A 15,028-nucleotide genomic window follows, 5' to 3' on the forward strand; every position below is an offset into this window, starting at 1 on the left:
GCTTCGCCAGCGGGGGATAATAACCTAAGTCCTGCGGCACTTGAGACGCTTGCCATTATCGCATATAAGCAGCCGATTATACGCGCCGATATAGAATCGATTCGAGGCGTCGCCTGCGGCGAGATGGTTCGCTCCCTGATGTATAAAGGCCTTGTGAAGATTGTCGGAAAGGCGGAAATCCTCGGCAGGCCGCTTCTTTACGGCACAACGAAGAAGTTTCTCGAAGTTTTCGGATTAAACGACTTAAAAGACCTGCCAAAAGCGGAAGAACTCAAACAGCCCGGACAATAATCACTAAAAAGATTCCCGGCACCATTTTGTCGCGGATGCCCGATGGTTCAGATTATTGTGATTTATCTTCAAGCCAGTTTTCAGCAAGGATAGCCAAATCGAGCATATTAACCTTGCCGTCAGGCTGAATATCCGCCCATTGGCAAAAGCTATTTCCGCTTGTGCAGTCCGTATGCAGCCACCAGTCGGTAAGCTGGACAACATCGAACATATCAACTTTGCAATCCCCATCGATATCGCCCGCCGGACAATCAGCAGTAATTATTTCGTTAATCCATGCCGCATAAGAACTTACTCTGATTCCCCAGAAATTGTCGGGGTCGACGTTTCCTGTGTTAGGGTCGTCAAACCATGTTTGGTTTATTCTTTCAACATAAGCTGACAGTGCGGCCAGTTTCCAGGTACCATTCTGGTAGATAAACCATCCGCCGCCTGAATCATACATTGCGGGGGCGGCTTCATAAGGTCTTCCGTTAAGGTCGAAATCGGCGACTAATGTATCGGAATAATAAGAGCCGACGTGTTGCAATGTACTCGTGCCGTCTATAATATTCTGTCCCCACCTTAAAGTAGTACAGGAACCTGCCCATAAATATCCGTAGCTTTGTCCGCTTAAATAACGAGTACTGCCTCTATATTTGCCATATCCGCCGATACAGATATCCTGATTAACTTCATTCCTGTCTATATATGGCGGCGCATAGGCGGTAAGATCGGGGTCTGAATCGTCGGTATTTTTGAGACGGATAAGACGAATATCTACAAGACCTGTTGGGCCGCCGGTCCATTGAGAATTATAAACGCATTTATAATTAATACCGTCGATATTTACTGTCGCCGGGCTGCTGTTTTGGTGGCGAGTGGTAACAATCCATTCAGGGGAAACAACTACAAACGAAGCGTTTGTACTCCATTTTCCAACGATGGCATTTACAGGTCTGTCTGTCCACGTCAGTAAATTCGGCTCTCCATTAGCGTGCAGAATCATACTTATACCGGTAGTTGGCATTATCAGCAGAGAAAATGCGCACAAGTATATACAACAAAACTTGTTCTGACTGTACCCAGGCCTTTTCAGATACTTCCCTCCTTTAGGTTTTACAAAAAAGACTTTGAAGGTCGGATTTTCTTTGTCCCTGCTATCTATACCTTCCTCAAATTCCTTATTTTATATAAAATACCAAATTAATCTCGAAAAATCAAGAATTTCAGTTTTATCTCGAAGTTTTTTCCGCTAAACGCCAAAATTTTTAATAAATCCAGAATATTTGTTGCTATAAAGGGTCAGCGAAGTTAGTATTATGCGCGAGTATTGATTTGAGGTGCTTGCGTAATAGGCCGATTAAGGAATAGTTGAGATTTTATACAAATCCATCCGAAACATGTCATTAACGTCCTCTCTCATTTTGCAGCGTTTAATAAGATTATTTCAGGAAGATATAGTTTTCTAAAGGAAATTTGCTAAACAGATGCTACGAGTGTAGCATAATTTTTTTACTTTTTTAATTTGAGGGTTTTTCAGATGAACATTTATGTAGGTAATTTGTCAAGAGATGTAACAGAAGACCAGTTACGGCAGGCTTTTGAGGCTTATGGTGAAGTTAAGACCGTGTCCATTATAAAGGACAAACTCACCGGAGAGCCAAGGGGATTTGGCTTCGTTGAAATGTCTTCCAATGAGCAGGCAGCCGCGGCATTGCAGGAACTTGACGGCAAGGACCTTGGCGGCAGGGCGCTGAAGGTTAATGAAGCTCACGATCGCGCTGACAAGGGCGGCGGCAGAGGCCCGCGTCGCGGCGGCGGTTTTGGCGGCAGAGGCGGCGGCGGTGGTTTCGGCGGCAGAGGCGGCCGAGAGGGCGGTTATCGTTCTCCAAGGTAGTAATCCAGACCAGTACCTAACTAAATAATTATCAGCGGCCCGTACTGTCTTTTTATGGTACGGGCTTCTGTAATTGTTCTTATCATTTACGGTAAGGCATTAGGGGTTTTCGTATATTTGCTCGCACTTGCCGGAATAAACAGGCTGGCCGGTGTTTCTGCAGCATGACGTGTCATGTTTTGCGGGGTGTATAAAAATATTCCCAACTCCCCGAGTAGGACTCGAACCTACGACCTAGCGGTTAACAGCCGCTCGCTCTACCAATTGAGCTATCGGGGAATAGCTGCGAAAACAACGGATTTTCCAGATTTTAGCCGATTTGTCAAGCATAACTTACGGCTAAAGAAGCTAAAAGCTGGACAAACTATAAATTTTAAGATACTATGCCTCCTTTTTCAGCGGGAATATGTATTTTATAGGCTTTTCATAAATATAGTTGGATTGTTATAATATCGTCTTATGGCTATTGACAGGCTCGAATTAGAAGGTTTTACAGTAATAAAAAAGCTCGGTACGGGTGCCCGGACTACAATTTTTCTTGCGCGCGATGAGGAAACCGGCAGTACCGTTGCTCTTAAACGGGCTGTATGCGAAAAGCCGGAAGACACACGAATATTCGAACAGATGACAAATGAATATAAAGTCTCACAGGCTATCAATCATCCATACCTTCGTAAATGCAATAAGCTAATCAAAGTCCGCAAGGCTCTCAAAGTCAGAGAAGTATTTCTTTCGATGGATATGTTCGAAGGGGAGACTCTTGAAAAGACAAAGGCCCTGAGTCTCGGCGATGTGCTTCTTGTCTTCCGCATGGTTGCCGACGGTCTTAACGCGATGCATCAGCAGGGCTATATCCATTGCGATATCAAGCCGAATAATATTCTGATAAACGAATCAGGCGCCATCAGGATAATAGACCTCGGGCAGGGCTGCAAAATCGGTACAGTAAAACCGCGAATACAGGGTACGCCTGATTATATCGCGCCGGAACAGGTGAAAAGAAAACACCTTAATCAGCGGACGGATATATTCAATCTCGGAGCGACGATGTACTGGGCCCTTACCGGCAAAAATGTTCCGACCATGATTCCGCAATCAAATGATCTTTCAGCGATGCTCGGCCAGCGGAAATTTCCCACTCCGAGCCAGGTGTATCGCAAAATACCGATAGGCGTTTCGAATCTTGTTATGGACTGCGTCAAAGAGGAACCTGAAAGACGGCCCGGTTCGATGGTTGATATTATTTCAAGGCTTGACCTTCTTATACACAGTATTTTCGCGAAAAAGATGAGCGCTCAATAATGACAGAAGAATTTATCAAACTGCTTGAAGCCGGTATCCTGGCAAATCAGCAGGATAAATACCGCAAGGCCAATGTGACGGTTCTGCCGCAAAACGGCGATGTCGTCGTCGCAGGCGATATTCACGGCCACAGACGGAACTTTGAACGAGTTGTTTCTTATTCAAATCTTGAGAAAAATCCCGACAGGCATCTTATTCTGCAGGAAATCATACACGGCGGGGCGGAAGACCAGCAGGGAGGATGTCTATCGTATGAAGTGCTGGCCGATGCCGTAAAATTAAAAACAGAATACCCTGACAGGGTGCATTTAATTCTCGCCAATCACGATACCGCATTCATAAACAACAGCGATGTTATGAAAGGCGGAAAGGAAATGAACGCCGCGATGCGGGCGGCGATGCAGCGGAGTTTCGGCAAAGATGTTAAAGCCGTGGAAAGTGCGATTGAACGTTTTCTTTTTTCGCAGCCGCTTGCGGTCAGATGTCCGAACCGGATATGGATATCACATTCCCTGCCTTCAGACAGAACGTTGGGAAAATTCGATTTTACGATATTCGACAGAAATTTGAAAATCAGCGATATCGTAAGGCCTAATTCAGCCTATCTTCTGACGTGGGGTAGAGGACAAAGCGAAGAGACACTCGAATTTCTCGCGCAAAAGCTCGACGTTGATTTCTTTGTTCTCGGCCACCAGGTGCAGGAAAGCGGCTGGATGAGCAATAATAAAAATCTTATCATTATAGACTCACAGCACAATCACGGTCACCTGCTGCGATTTGACCTTGGTACTCAATACACGATAGAGAAGTTAACGAAATCGCTTGTGCCGATTGCAAGTATTTACTAAAGGGCCGGCAGATATGATGTTTTTGTACCTAATGGTTATAGCTTCAATTTTGATTCAGGCGGTAGTTGTTTTCCTTGTTATCCGCAATTATAAATATGTCCTGAGAAAGTTGAGTCAAAACCGCACTTCCCATTGCCCCAGAACCTCGCTGATTATCCCATGCAAAGGAATCGATACCGCTTTCGATAAAAATATCAGGTCTTTTTACGAGCTTGATTACAACGATTACGAAATAATCTTTGCGACAGACAGCGCAGAAGATGCGGCTTATAATCGTCTGCTTGAGCTTAAAGAACAGTTTAAAGACAAAACAAAGGCGTTTAATATCAGAGTTCTTGTCGCAGGTTCGACAAGTCAGGGCAGTCAGAAATTGCATAATATGCTTTGTGCGTGCAGGAATGCCGACAAAGATGTTAAGGTTTTCGCGTTCGCCGATTCCGATGCCTGCGTCGGCAGCAACTGGCTTGGCGGGCTTGTTTATCCTCTTCGCAAAGAGCGACACGGCGTTTCAAGCGGTTACCGATGGTATGTTCCATTGAAAAATAATTTCGCGACAATAGCCTTGTCCGTACTCAACGCCAAGGTCGCGCAGCTTCTTGGCGCAACGGCCTTCAATTACGCATGGGGCGGCTCAATGGCCGTGCGTGTCGATGTATTTCAAAAGCTCGGCATGGATAAAATATGGGAAAAAGCGGCAAGTGATGACCTAACTATAAGCAGTGCGGCCAAGAAGGCCAGACTCAAGGTTATCTTTGCGCCTGTATGCTTTGTGGCTTCTTACGAGCAGGTTGACTGGACGAGCTTTATGGAATTTGCACGGCGGCAGTTTCTTATTACGCGCATAACAACACCGGGCAAATGGTGGTTCGGTTTTCTCAGCGGCCTGTATTCGGTTCTGGCAGTGTGGGGATTTGCGGGATTAGCTTTTTATTTATGGAACAGAGGCTCTGAAAACTGGCGTATTTTTTTGCTAATGGCTTTATTGGCTCTGGCCGGACAGTTTTTAAACGCTATTTTGCGGCAGAAGATGATTTTCAGGATTTTTTCCGCTGATTGGCAACAGATGAAAATCGCGGCGATTGCCGATATCGCAGGAAATCTATTCTGGTCGTGGCTTATGCTCTTCTGTATCGTTTATTCATCTGTGGGCAGGACGATAAAATGGCGGGGCGTACGGTATAAACTTAAAGGGCCGACAGAAGTTGTCAGGCTTTAATTTTTTCAGGCCTGTTGCGGCTGGTTGTTTTCGCCGCCGATGATGTAAACACGATTTTTGCCGCTGCGTTTTGCTTCCAGCAGGGCCTTATCAGCCTGTTCAAAAAGTTCATTAGCGGTTGAACCGTCGCGCGGAAACGTGGCCAGACCTCCGCTTATTGCTAAAATACCTTTGCCATACGCACCAAGTGCCGGAAGGTCGGTTTTGTTCAGCTCTCTCCTGAATCTTTCGCAGATATTTATTACCTGTGTTGGATGTTCGCTTTCAGTACGTCTTCTTTCCGCTGTATGGCCGGAATCGAGAGCGACGGATTTATCGGCCGGCAAATTCCAAAAGACAACGGCAAACTCGTCTCCGCCGATTCTGCCTACAACGTCCTGTTTCCTGCAGCATTTCTGCATTAAAACAGCAGCCTGTTTGAGAATATTGTCTCCGACGTGATGACCGTAAAGGTCGTTGTATTGCTTGAAGTTGTCAATATCGAATATCAGCAGGGTTGCCTGCAGGGAGCGTTGTTTTATATGTTCGATTATCTGACGAAGAAACTCCCTGACGAATCTTCTGTTTTTCACTCCGGTAAGTTCATCTTCCATTACCAGTTTTTCAAGAATTTCAATCCGCTCGAGCTGCTCTTTGGCGGGTTTGACATCAGGTGCACTGCTTTCTGACGGCTGCGGGTTTTTCAGGGAGAAAACGACAGGGCAGATATAGTAGTCATCCAGCAGTTTTTCGCCATTGGACAACTGTGCCATCATTTCTGCGGCCAATGGTTCCTGCTGCATTTGGGCCAGCAGAAAGATTTTTGATTTCGGATTTGTCTGTCGAAGATTTTTAATCGCCGAGGGCAGATTTTCATCGAAACTGTCCGGCATTATTACTATGGCATCGAATTGATTCGCCGCGGCAATAGAAACGGCATCGGGAATATTCCGGCTGCTGCGGAACTTTATTCCGGCGCAACCTGATGTATCGACGAGGGTTTTGTCGCTTTGGCCTATCAGCAGTATTTCCGCATCCTTATTTTTACCGTCTATTATTATCCTGCTTTGCATCATCGGCTCATTATACTAAAAAGCCGATAGGAAGTCAAACTTGGCAAAACGGGCAAATTGCAGAAGCTGGAATTGTCAGTTGTCCGGCAAAACGGAGAGTTTTTCATGGGCTTGTTCGGCGAAGATACTGTTGGGGTAGTCTTTAAGGAAACGTTCAAGGCCGTCTTTTGCCTCGGCCAGGTATTTTTCTTTTTCTATACTGCTTAAATTCTGTTCTTTCCAGATGGTCAGTTTCAGAGAGGCCTGTTCGAATTTCGCCTGGATTCCGCCATCGGTACCGGCGAAGGTTTTGGCGACTTCGCCCAGCCGCTGTGCTCTTAAAATAACATCTGAAATGAGTATGGTCTGAGCCAGGACGATATTGTCCTTTAAGGGACTTTTATCGCCAGCCTGTTCGAGCAGATTGTCAAGCTGATTACTGTAAAAAATATCGTGCGGGTTGAGGATAATAAATTTAGCCAGAAAACGCCGGTCTTTGGGGTCGCTGCCGAGATTTTCACTGCCGATTAAATTTTGCAGATACAGGAGTTTTCTTTTTATTTTTTTGAGTTCATAATCGGTAATAACGGTTGTCGCGGGTTTATGGAAAATCGACTCAATTTCACTGGTAGCAATGTCGGTGGTTTTCGCCGACTGTTTTTCAATCATTGAAAGGCCCTGTTCTATCAATGTATTAGCGTATGTAAATTCTTCCATTCCCGCCAGATGAACGGCTCTTCGCCATCGCGCTTCGATTGATTCTGTGCTGTCGGGATATTCGGAATAAAGCCTGTGCCATATCGGAAGGTTCTCCCTTTGAGGGTAGTCGTTGTAGAAATGCAGAATCTCCTTTTCGACGAGTATATTAAGTTCCGGCGAAAGCTCGCTCAGCATGGCTTTATAGTAAAGCGCTATTGGCATCCGTTTAATTCTGACTTTGCTTTTAAGCAGCGCGTTGTGCAGAAACGCCGGCTTCCACCACTGCTTGGGAGGGTTGATGAATTTATCATATTGCCTCATAAGCTGGCGTTTTTCCCCCTGGTAGCCGAGATTGGCCGGCTCGTCAAACCATTCCGGCCAGCGGTCGAGCAGCAGCCTGTTCTGGATTTCCTTTTTCAGCACCGCCCTTAACGCTATGGTTTCGACCGGATAAAAAGGCGACTGGAAATAACTTCTGCTCTGCGGGCTTTTCAGCGTGCGGTCGAGAGCGTCTGAAATACTGTTATCCTGAAATTCCTTTATGGTTTCGGGATTATTCTTGGCGATGTAAAGCTGGTAATCAAGTTCGGAAAGACTGATGGTGTTCTGAAATATTATTATCGCAGCGGCAAGAGTGATGGCGCTTATACTCCATATCAGGCCGGGCCTGTAACGTGTGAAATGGCCTATCACAATTATAATAGCGGAAATTACCAGTGCGGTAACTACGCCGTCAAACCATGGGGCATAAGACAGCGCCCATTGAATGCTGTCGGCGTTTTTGACGCCGCCGAAGAAACCGAAATATATAAATACAGGTGAAATGCACATAACTACGGCAATGTATCGCGACCTGAATCGCAAAGGCCTTAGTGCCGCGGCGAAGGCTCCAATCAGGACAAAAATCGCCAGTCCCGGCAGACCTGCTATGAAAGCCAATACCAGCACAAACAGGATGCTATATTTGAAACTCATAAGCTGCGAAGCGAGGATTGGCACAACGATAAAAATTCCGACAAGAATACCCATTACAAATATCTGAGCGGGATATTCAAAAATACTTAACGGCGACAATATCAGCTTTTCGAGGTAAAAAGGGCCTGGAAATTCAGGACAGATAAGTTTGCCTGTTAGAAGCTTTGACCAGAAAACAGCGGCGATATAATACACACAAATCGCGAGAAAATAACAGCCGTTTACATTTGCATGGCTGTAGTGCAAAGTAGGACCGGCGGTCATAAGCTCTTTTGAGGCTAATTTTTCAGTTTTAGGGATATCAATATCAGGCATATCAGTATTATAATCTGTGTTTGTTCCAAATAACAGGCAATTTATCAGGGGGATATGGGCAATAATGGACTTGTTGGGTCTGGATATATAGAGCCAATTTTCGTAAAAAACCGGCTGTTTAGACCGCTCTTATCATTTCTGTGATTTTCATCAGCCTGCTTATATTATCGCGTTCGGCCTCGGCAAGTTTGTCGTAGATAAAGCGAATTGTCTGATGCAGTTCAGGGATAACCACATGTTCGAGCACGTTTACGCGACGGCGTGTTTTCTGGAGTTCATCGGCAAGGAGCTGAGCCTGTTTTTCCTTTTCGGCAAGTTCGAGCAGTTTGTCGAAGACTTTTTCCAGACCCTTAAGTGCGATGTCAAGTTCGCCGCTGGTGGTTGAAAAGCCATAGCTTATTATTTCACCTTCGATTTCCTTGGTGAATTTCGGAACCCTTACGTTCATTATCGCGGCAAAACTTATTGCAAGACTGAATTTCTTTGTTGGAACTTCCATTGCTGATTTTATATTTTCAGGTTCCATCGTGGCCCGCGCCATAACGAAACGTCTCGATGTCTCGACCAATTCTTTTTCAACCTCGTTTCTCAATGAGCCCAGAGTTCTGGAAATTTGTATAAGCTGTCTTGAGATTTCATCTCTTTTCTGGCTGAGCAGTTTATGCCCTCTGGCCGCAAGCGCAACGCGTCTGCGGAGTGAAAGCAATTCCATTCTTGTCGCATTTGTGTTTGTCTGCATAGCCGGTTATTTTCTGAAGTTAGGCATATATTTCTTAAGGAACTCGGCGCGAATACGTTTCAGTTCGTTATCTTCGAACATACTTAACAGTTCCCAGCCGAGATTGAGAGTTTGTTCGATGGTTCTGTTCTCATAGTAGCCCTGAGAGATATATCGTTTTTCAAATTCGTTCGCAAAGGTCATATATTTTCTGTCTTCGTCCGACAGGGCCGCTTCGCCGAGGATTGTCGCAAGTTCCTGGCACTCTTTGCCGCGAGCGTAAGCGGCGTATAGCTGATTATACAAATCGGCGTGGTCTTCGCGTGTTTTGTCCTTGCCGATACCCTTGTCCTTCAACCGTGAAAGGCTCGGCAGCACATCAACCGGCGGGGCGATGGCTTTGCGATGCAGAGAACGCGAAAGAATTATCTGCCCCTCGGTAATGTAACCTGTCAAATCCGGTACGGGATGGGTCTTGTCATCTTCGGGCATTGTCAGAACGGGCACCATCGTAATCGAACCCTTTTTGTTTTTGATTCGTCCCGCACGTTCGTAAATCGTCGCAAGGTCGGTATAAAGATAACCCGGATAGCCTCGCCTGCCGGGAACTTCTTTTCGCGCGGCGCTAATCTGGCGAAGGGCTTCGCAATAATTTGTCATATCGTTAAGGATAACGAGAACGTGCATATCCTTTTCGAAGGCGAGATATTCCGCGGCGGTGAGAGCGACTCGCGGGGTCGCGATTCTTTCGATTGCAGGGTCGTTGGCGAGATTGATAAACATAACGGCTCTTTCAATAGCGCCGGTGTTCTGCAAATCATTGATGAAGAACTGGGCGGCTTCGAAAGTTATGCCCATCGCGGCGAAAACTACGGCAAACTGTTCGCCTTTGCCGAGAACCGTTGCCTGTCTTGCGAGCTGGGCGGTCAGTTCGTCGTGAGGCAAACCGGAACCGCTGAATATAGGCAGCTTTTGGCCGCGAACAAGCGGATTCAAGCCGTCGATGGTCGATATGCCGGTCTGGATAAATTCGTTGGGATAGTCTCTGCTGTATGGATTGATAGGGTTGCCGTTGATGTTGAGGCGTTTTTCAGCGATGATTTCTGCGCCGCCGTCTTTTGGTTCGCCGATACCGTTGAAAACTCTGCCGAGAATGTCCGGCGAGACGGCAAGCTGCTGAGGTCTGCCGAGCATCCTGACCGTGGCGGAATTTATGTCGATGCCTTCGGTGCCTTCGAAGACCTGGACAAGCACTTTGTCCCTGTCGACCTGCAGTATCTGGCCGTGACGGATTGAGCCGTCGCCGATTTCTATATCGACTATTTCGCCGTAACGGGCGCCATCGACCGATTCGACCAGTATCAAAGGACCGCTTATACTTGTTACTGTCTGGTATTCCTTAAGCATTTTTTGCTCCTGTAAGTTGAGCCTTGAATTCTTCGTCTATTTTGTTTCGTATTTTTATGATTGTTTCAATCTGCTCTTCCGGCACAAACTTGGCCCTGGCGATGTCCTGCCATACCGCAAATTTTAAAATGTCGCCTGTCTCAACGCCGCGGCCGATAGCCTCAAGAGCTTTGTTGTGGAAGTGAAGTATACTCTTGAGCATTTCGAACTGTTTTTCCATCGAGGTATATGTATCTACTTCGTGAAAGGCGTTCTGGTGCAGGTAATCTTCACGGATACTTTTGGAAGTCTGGAGTACCATTCGGTCGGCCGGACTTATCGCTTCAGAACCGACAAGCCTTACGATTTCGACAAGGCCTGATTCCTGTTCCAGCAGGCTCATCGCCTCCTGGGTCAGAGACATCATTTCCTGTCCTCTTTCCTTGTCCTTGAAGCAGCTTGGCAGATATTGTTTATAAAACGAATAGCTTGTCAGCCAGTCGATTGCAGGGAAATGTCTCTGATAAGCGAGTTTGCCCATCAGCGACCAGAAGACCTTTACGACGTGCAATGTCGCCTGTACAACTGAATCTGACAAATCGCCACCCGGCGGACTTACCGCACCAATTATCGAAAGAGAAGCCTGACGGTCGGGCTTTCCAAGACAATCGACGCTGCCGGCACGTTCGTAGAACGATGCGATTCGTGAGGCAAGATACGCGGGATAACCTTCTTCAGCGGGCATTTCCTCAAGTCTTGTCGATATTTCTCGCATTGCCTCGGCCCATCGGCTTGTAGAATCTGCCATCAGAGCTACGTTATAACCCATATCACGGAAGTATTCGGCGATTGTCATTCCTGTGTAAACCGAAGCCTCTCTTGCGGCTACGGGCATATCGGAAGTATTGGCGATAAGAACCGAGCGTTTCATCAAAGGCTGGCCGCTGCGGGGGTCTTTCAATTCCGGAAATTCCATCAGCACATCGGTCATCTCGTTGCCTCGCTCGCCGCAGCCGACATAAACAACGACGTCGGCATCGACCCACTTGGCAAGCTGATGCTGCACAACTGTTTTTCCTGAACCGAAAGGTCCGGGTACGCAGGCTGTGCCGCCTCTGGCTATCGGGAAAAATGTATCTATAACGCGCTGGCCCGTCTGCAGGATAGAATTCGGTGCAAGTCTTTGTTTTACTGTCCGGCCCGTGCGTACGGGACATTTCTGCATCATTTTAATTTCATGCTTTTTGCCGTTGCCTGAGGTAACAGTCGCGATAATCTGCTCGACGGTGTAATCGCCTTCTTTAAGGCCTTCGATTTTTCCGCTTATATTCTGTGGAATCATAATTTTGTGCAGCAGAATCGGTGTTTCCTGAACTTCGCCGATTATATCGCCGCCGTCAACCTGAGCACCATTTTCAATAACAGGTTTTAAATGCCATTTCTTTTCCCTGTTAAGGCCCGGCAACTGACTGCCGCGAAGGATATAATTTCCCTGCACCTTATAAAGCTCATTAAGCGGCCTTTGGATACCGTCATAAATACTTTCAATCAATCCGGGTCCGAGTTCGACGCTCAACGGGGCTCCGGTATCGACGACAGGTTCTCCGGGGCCGACACTGATGGTGTCTTCGTAAACCTGGATGCTCGCGGTTTCGCCTTTGAGTTCGACGATTTCGCCGATAAGGTTATGCTTGCTGACTCTCACAACATCATACATTCTCGAACCGAGCATTCCTTTGGCTGTTACGACCGGACCTGCAACTTTTACTATCGTTCCTGTTTTTGTCTCTGACATAATTTATCCTGTTTTAGAAAGAGTCTAAGAATTCTGTAATATATTTATTCCTGTAGCGTGTTTCAAAAGCCTCGACAGGCTTTCAATCGCAAAGCCCTTCGATTCGGTAGTAAACGGCACGACGAGCACGCAGGGCACAGGCTTTGTGACGAACCGGCCGAAAACTTCCTGCGCGGCCGGGGCCATATTTTCTGAAACGATGACAAGGACATACTTTTCATCAATAATTTTTTCCGCTGCCTGAACAATCTGCTCGGCCTTATCGTCGACTGTGAAACAATCCACGCCGAGCGCCGAATAAGGCATCACGAAATCAGCACTACCGAGTATCGCTACTTTTCCCTGCATAGTTAAACAACAATCCTGTCATGAATTACTTTTGGGTCCATCTGCGCTTTTTTACAGGCAAGAACCATTCTTACCATTCTTATCTCGTGCTCTTTTCTCATAAGATAAGCCACTATCGGCTGATGGCCGGCGGTTATCTGGTCGGCACTTTTGAGATAGCCGGTAAGATGCCACTCCGCAGCCGCTTCGAGTTTTAAAAATGAATTATTGCTTTGCATATAACCTGCGCCTGCTTCGAGTATTTGATAATAAGGCGTCGCGGCAAAGGCCTGAGCAAGGCCGTCATAGCCGATATCAATCATCTGGCTGAGCCTGGCGGGGTCGATATATCCGCCGGGCATAAAAACGTCCCTGTCCTGCATCTCGGTAAATTTCAGCCTCATCATCGTGCGGATGTTAGTGATGTCTGCATACATTCTCATAAGCTCGACAAGAAAAACGCTGCCTGCCTCTGCCGCGTTTTTAATCTGAAATTCCGCTTCGACTTTATCCATTGCGATATCGATATCACGGACGTTTTTGTTTTTGTAGTAGCCGAGAACTCCCGCTTCCACCGCTTCCTGCAAATACTTCGGCAGGGCGGTATAATCTTCCTGCTCAAAAACCAGTTCGAACTGGTCGACAGGTATATTTCCCTGGTCGCAGTAATCGGCCGGATTGCCGAGCGGTTTTTCGAGGACGAGCCTGCGTATCGCCAGTCTCATATTCGCGAAGTCAGACCTTGCCTGCAGAAATTCTATTATTTTCTCATCAATGAGCAATTGGCAAATTAGTTTTTTTGTTTCCCTTCGTCTGTCGCACAGCAGTTTTTCAAGCTCTTCATTTGAAACGGATTCTGTCATGGCATAATCGGTTCCGTTCAGAAGTTCGACAGTGTCCTTAAAGCTGTTACTATTTGCCATTTCTGCAAAAAAGGCCGAGTCGAACAATTTCTCCGACAGCGTTTTTACCTGTGCCGTCGCGAAGATATAACGCCAGTCTTCTTCACCGACCGGCGGATACAGGCTAAAATGCAGAACGTTTTGTTGTTGAACCGGATTCATTTTATTATCAGTTTATCCCTGGCCAAATAATTCAGCGGCCAATTCGCTTTGAAGGTTTTCTTTTGCCGTTTCAAGAAGAACTTTCAGGCTTCCATTTACTCTTACCCTGCCTTTTTGCAGGATGAAACCTGCTCCGATATCAGCTTTTGCCTCGGCCAGTTTCAGATTTCCCTTTATTTTTGGGGAAAGTTTCGCGTTTAACCGTTCGACAAAAGCGGCATCGATTCTTTTTTCATTTTTGTCGATGACAATTTCCTCATCGCCGGTATTTACCGACATAAGTATCAGTTTTTCCATAAGCTGCTGATAGTCCTGTGTGCCCATGGTTTTGATTTTTTCCGCTGCCGCGGCGAAAGTCTGCTCGAGCATATCGTTTCTTGCCTGGAGAGATTTCCTGGCTATTTCCATCCTGGTCTGCGCAAGTATCTGCGAGCTGGTCTCCTGAGCGGCCTGGTTTGCGAGCTTTGCGGTCTGGCTGTCGAAGCTGTCAAGCTCTGCCCGGAGTTTCTGTGTTTCCTGCGAGGCTTTTTCGTCAGCCTGCTTTTTTATATTTTCCGCCTGCCCCTGGGCTTCGGACAGAATCTTGCCTGTAACTTCATTGGCACTCATAATATTTCACCAAAAAATATACTGATTGTTTTATTGACCTGTCACGGCGGCAGTAACAACCTTTACCGCTTCCCAGTCAACTCCGAATTTCAGAATGAAAATCGTTGTCAAAAGTCCGAACAACGCGTAAAGCTCAACCATAGCTGCGTAAACGGCACCGGCCTTAAAAGCCATTTCAGGACGTTTGGCGGCCATAACGATGCCTGCGGCACAAACATTACCCTGATGAATCGCGCTGATCAGTCCTGCTATGCCGACAGGAAGACAGCCGGCAAGTACGGTAAGACCCTGCCATGTACTTAATGTAACTTTGAAATCGGCTGAGAAGAAACCCATAAAGTTCATAACAAGCATCGCGCCGACAAGACCGTAAATGCCCTGCGTGCCGGGCAGCACGACGAGCATAAAATTAAGGCCGTATCTTTCAGGTTTTTCCGTAAGGACGCCTGCAGATGCGCGGCCGGCATTGCCGACACCGATAGAAGAGCCGGAGCCGGAAAGAAATACCGCCGCCGCCGCTCCCAAAACCGCCAACATATTACCAATTCCCATCATTTCCATAGCCAGACCTCT

The 15,028-nt window shown here is 46.7% G+C and carries 15 protein-coding genes and 1 tRNA gene; 5 read left to right on the top strand and 11 right to left on the bottom strand.

Annotated elements, in window-relative coordinates:
- The coding region (gene scpB, locus WC496_09685; protein MFA5293291.1) for an SMC-Scp complex subunit ScpB at window positions 1-291 on the top strand (291 nt) is incomplete at its 5' end.
- A 52-nt stretch (window positions 292-343) separates the two neighbouring features.
- Here the strand turns inward: scpB and WC496_09690 are convergent.
- Window positions 344-1,279 (bottom strand): dockerin type I domain-containing protein, encoded by a 936-nt coding sequence (locus WC496_09690; protein MFA5293292.1) that lies wholly within the window; start codon window positions 1,277-1,279, stop codon window positions 344-346.
- Between the two features lie 534 nt (window positions 1,280-1,813).
- Between WC496_09690 and WC496_09695 the strand changes: the two genes are divergently transcribed.
- Entirely contained in the window at window positions 1,814-2,170 is a 357-nt protein-coding gene (locus tag WC496_09695) for an RNA-binding protein (GenBank protein MFA5293293.1), read from the top strand.
- Between the two features lie 206 nt (window positions 2,171-2,376).
- On the opposite strand, the gene WC496_09700 is transcribed toward WC496_09695, so the two are convergent.
- Window positions 2,377-2,449 (bottom strand) — tRNA-Asn (locus WC496_09700).
- Window positions 2,450-2,629: 180 nt separating this feature from the next.
- Here WC496_09700 and WC496_09705 point away from each other — a divergent pair.
- The 3 genes from WC496_09705 to WC496_09715 are packed head-to-tail and all read left to right on the top strand — an operon-like array spanning window position 2,630 to window position 5,536.
- Entirely contained in the window at window positions 2,630-3,472 is an 843-nt protein-coding gene (locus WC496_09705) for a serine/threonine-protein kinase (GenBank protein MFA5293294.1), read from the top strand.
- On the top strand, window positions 3,472-4,320 hold the full coding sequence (locus WC496_09710; GenBank protein MFA5293295.1) for a metallophosphoesterase: 849 nt from the start codon (window positions 3,472-3,474) through the stop codon (window positions 4,318-4,320). Before WC496_09705 ends, WC496_09710 begins: the two co-directional genes overlap by 1 nt.
- Window positions 4,321-4,333: 13 nt before the next feature.
- Window positions 4,334-5,536: a glycosyltransferase family 2 protein gene (locus WC496_09715; protein ID MFA5293296.1), complete on the top strand. Its 1,203-nt coding sequence runs from the start codon at window positions 4,334-4,336 to the stop codon at window positions 5,534-5,536.
- A 5-nt stretch (window positions 5,537-5,541) separates the two neighbouring features.
- Here WC496_09715 and WC496_09720 read toward each other — a convergent pair whose 3' ends face one another.
- The 9 genes from WC496_09720 to WC496_09760 all read right to left on the bottom strand — a co-directional run bounded on the left by WC496_09720 (window position 5,542) and on the right by WC496_09760 (window position 15,016).
- Entirely contained in the window at window positions 5,542-6,591 is a 1,050-nt protein-coding gene (locus WC496_09720; protein ID MFA5293297.1) for a GGDEF domain-containing protein, read from the bottom strand.
- A gap of 72 nt (window positions 6,592-6,663) precedes the next feature.
- Window positions 6,664-8,556 carry a hypothetical protein gene (locus tag WC496_09725; GenBank protein ID MFA5293298.1) on the bottom strand — a complete coding sequence of 631 codons (1,893 nt, stop codon included), beginning with the start codon at window positions 8,554-8,556 and terminating at the stop codon, window positions 6,664-6,666.
- Window positions 8,557-8,674: 118 nt separating this feature from the next.
- Entirely contained in the window at window positions 8,675-9,295 is a 621-nt protein-coding gene (locus WC496_09730; protein ID MFA5293299.1) for a V-type ATP synthase subunit D, read from the bottom strand.
- A gap of 6 nt (window positions 9,296-9,301) precedes the next feature.
- Complete coding sequence (locus tag WC496_09735) at window positions 9,302-10,681, bottom strand: V-type ATP synthase subunit B (protein ID MFA5293300.1); 1,380 nt, start codon at window positions 10,679-10,681, stop codon at window positions 9,302-9,304.
- Window positions 10,674-12,455 (bottom strand): V-type ATP synthase subunit A, encoded by a 1,782-nt coding sequence (locus WC496_09740; GenBank protein ID MFA5293301.1) that lies wholly within the window; start codon window positions 12,453-12,455, stop codon window positions 10,674-10,676. Before WC496_09740 ends, WC496_09735 begins: the two co-directional genes overlap by 8 nt.
- A gap of 24 nt (window positions 12,456-12,479) precedes the next feature.
- A complete protein-coding gene (locus tag WC496_09745; protein ID MFA5293302.1) occupies window positions 12,480-12,803 on the bottom strand; it encodes a V-type ATP synthase subunit F in 324 nt (107 codons plus the stop codon).
- A 2-nt stretch (window positions 12,804-12,805) separates the two neighbouring features.
- On the bottom strand, window positions 12,806-13,846 hold the full coding sequence (locus WC496_09750) for a V-type ATPase subunit (GenBank protein MFA5293303.1): 1,041 nt from the start codon (window positions 13,844-13,846) through the stop codon (window positions 12,806-12,808).
- 12 nt (window positions 13,847-13,858) lie between these two features.
- Window positions 13,859-14,455 (bottom strand): V-type ATP synthase subunit E, encoded by a 597-nt coding sequence (locus WC496_09755; GenBank protein ID MFA5293304.1) that lies wholly within the window; start codon window positions 14,453-14,455, stop codon window positions 13,859-13,861.
- A gap of 30 nt (window positions 14,456-14,485) precedes the next feature.
- The gene (locus tag WC496_09760; GenBank protein ID MFA5293305.1) at window positions 14,486-15,016 is read right to left on the bottom strand and encodes a V-type ATP synthase subunit K; all 531 of its coding nucleotides are present in this window, start codon (window positions 15,014-15,016) and stop codon (window positions 14,486-14,488) included.
- Window positions 15,017-15,028: the final 12 nt, after the last annotated feature.

Source organism: Phycisphaerae bacterium, from assembly GCA_041652575.1.
Classification (GTDB): Bacteria; Planctomycetota; Phycisphaerae; order Sedimentisphaerales; family UBA12454; genus UBA12454.

Excerpts from the sequence above, each read along its gene's own strand:
- WC496_09690 (MFA5293292.1), bottom strand. The coding sequence starts at position 1,279 with ATGATTCTGCACGCTAATGGAGAGCCGAATTTACTGACGTGGACAGAC.
- WC496_09695 (MFA5293293.1), top strand. The coding sequence starts at position 1,814 with ATGAACATTTATGTAGGTAATTTGTCAAGAGATGTAACAGAAGACCAG.
- WC496_09705 (MFA5293294.1), top strand. The coding sequence starts at position 2,630 with ATGGCTATTGACAGGCTCGAATTAGAAGGTTTTACAGTAATAAAAAAG.
- WC496_09710 (MFA5293295.1), top strand. The coding sequence starts at position 3,472 with ATGACAGAAGAATTTATCAAACTGCTTGAAGCCGGTATCCTGGCAAAT.
- WC496_09715 (MFA5293296.1), top strand. The coding sequence starts at position 4,334 with ATGATGTTTTTGTACCTAATGGTTATAGCTTCAATTTTGATTCAGGCG.
- WC496_09720 (MFA5293297.1), bottom strand. The coding sequence starts at position 6,591 with ATGATGCAAAGCAGGATAATAATAGACGGTAAAAATAAGGATGCGGAA.
- WC496_09725 (MFA5293298.1), bottom strand. The coding sequence starts at position 8,556 with ATGCCTGATATTGATATCCCTAAAACTGAAAAATTAGCCTCAAAAGAG.
- WC496_09730 (MFA5293299.1), bottom strand. The coding sequence starts at position 9,295 with ATGCAGACAAACACAAATGCGACAAGAATGGAATTGCTTTCACTCCGC.
- WC496_09735 (MFA5293300.1), bottom strand. The coding sequence starts at position 10,681 with ATGCTTAAGGAATACCAGACAGTAACAAGTATAAGCGGTCCTTTGATA.
- WC496_09740 (MFA5293301.1), bottom strand. The coding sequence starts at position 12,455 with ATGTCAGAGACAAAAACAGGAACGATAGTAAAAGTTGCAGGTCCGGTC.
- WC496_09745 (MFA5293302.1), bottom strand. The coding sequence starts at position 12,803 with ATGCAGGGAAAAGTAGCGATACTCGGTAGTGCTGATTTCGTGATGCCT.
- WC496_09750 (MFA5293303.1), bottom strand. The coding sequence starts at position 13,846 with ATGAATCCGGTTCAACAACAAAACGTTCTGCATTTTAGCCTGTATCCG.
- WC496_09755 (MFA5293304.1), bottom strand. The coding sequence starts at position 14,455 with ATGAGTGCCAATGAAGTTACAGGCAAGATTCTGTCCGAAGCCCAGGGG.
- WC496_09760 (MFA5293305.1), bottom strand. The coding sequence starts at position 15,016 with ATGGAAATGATGGGAATTGGTAATATGTTGGCGGTTTTGGGAGCGGCG.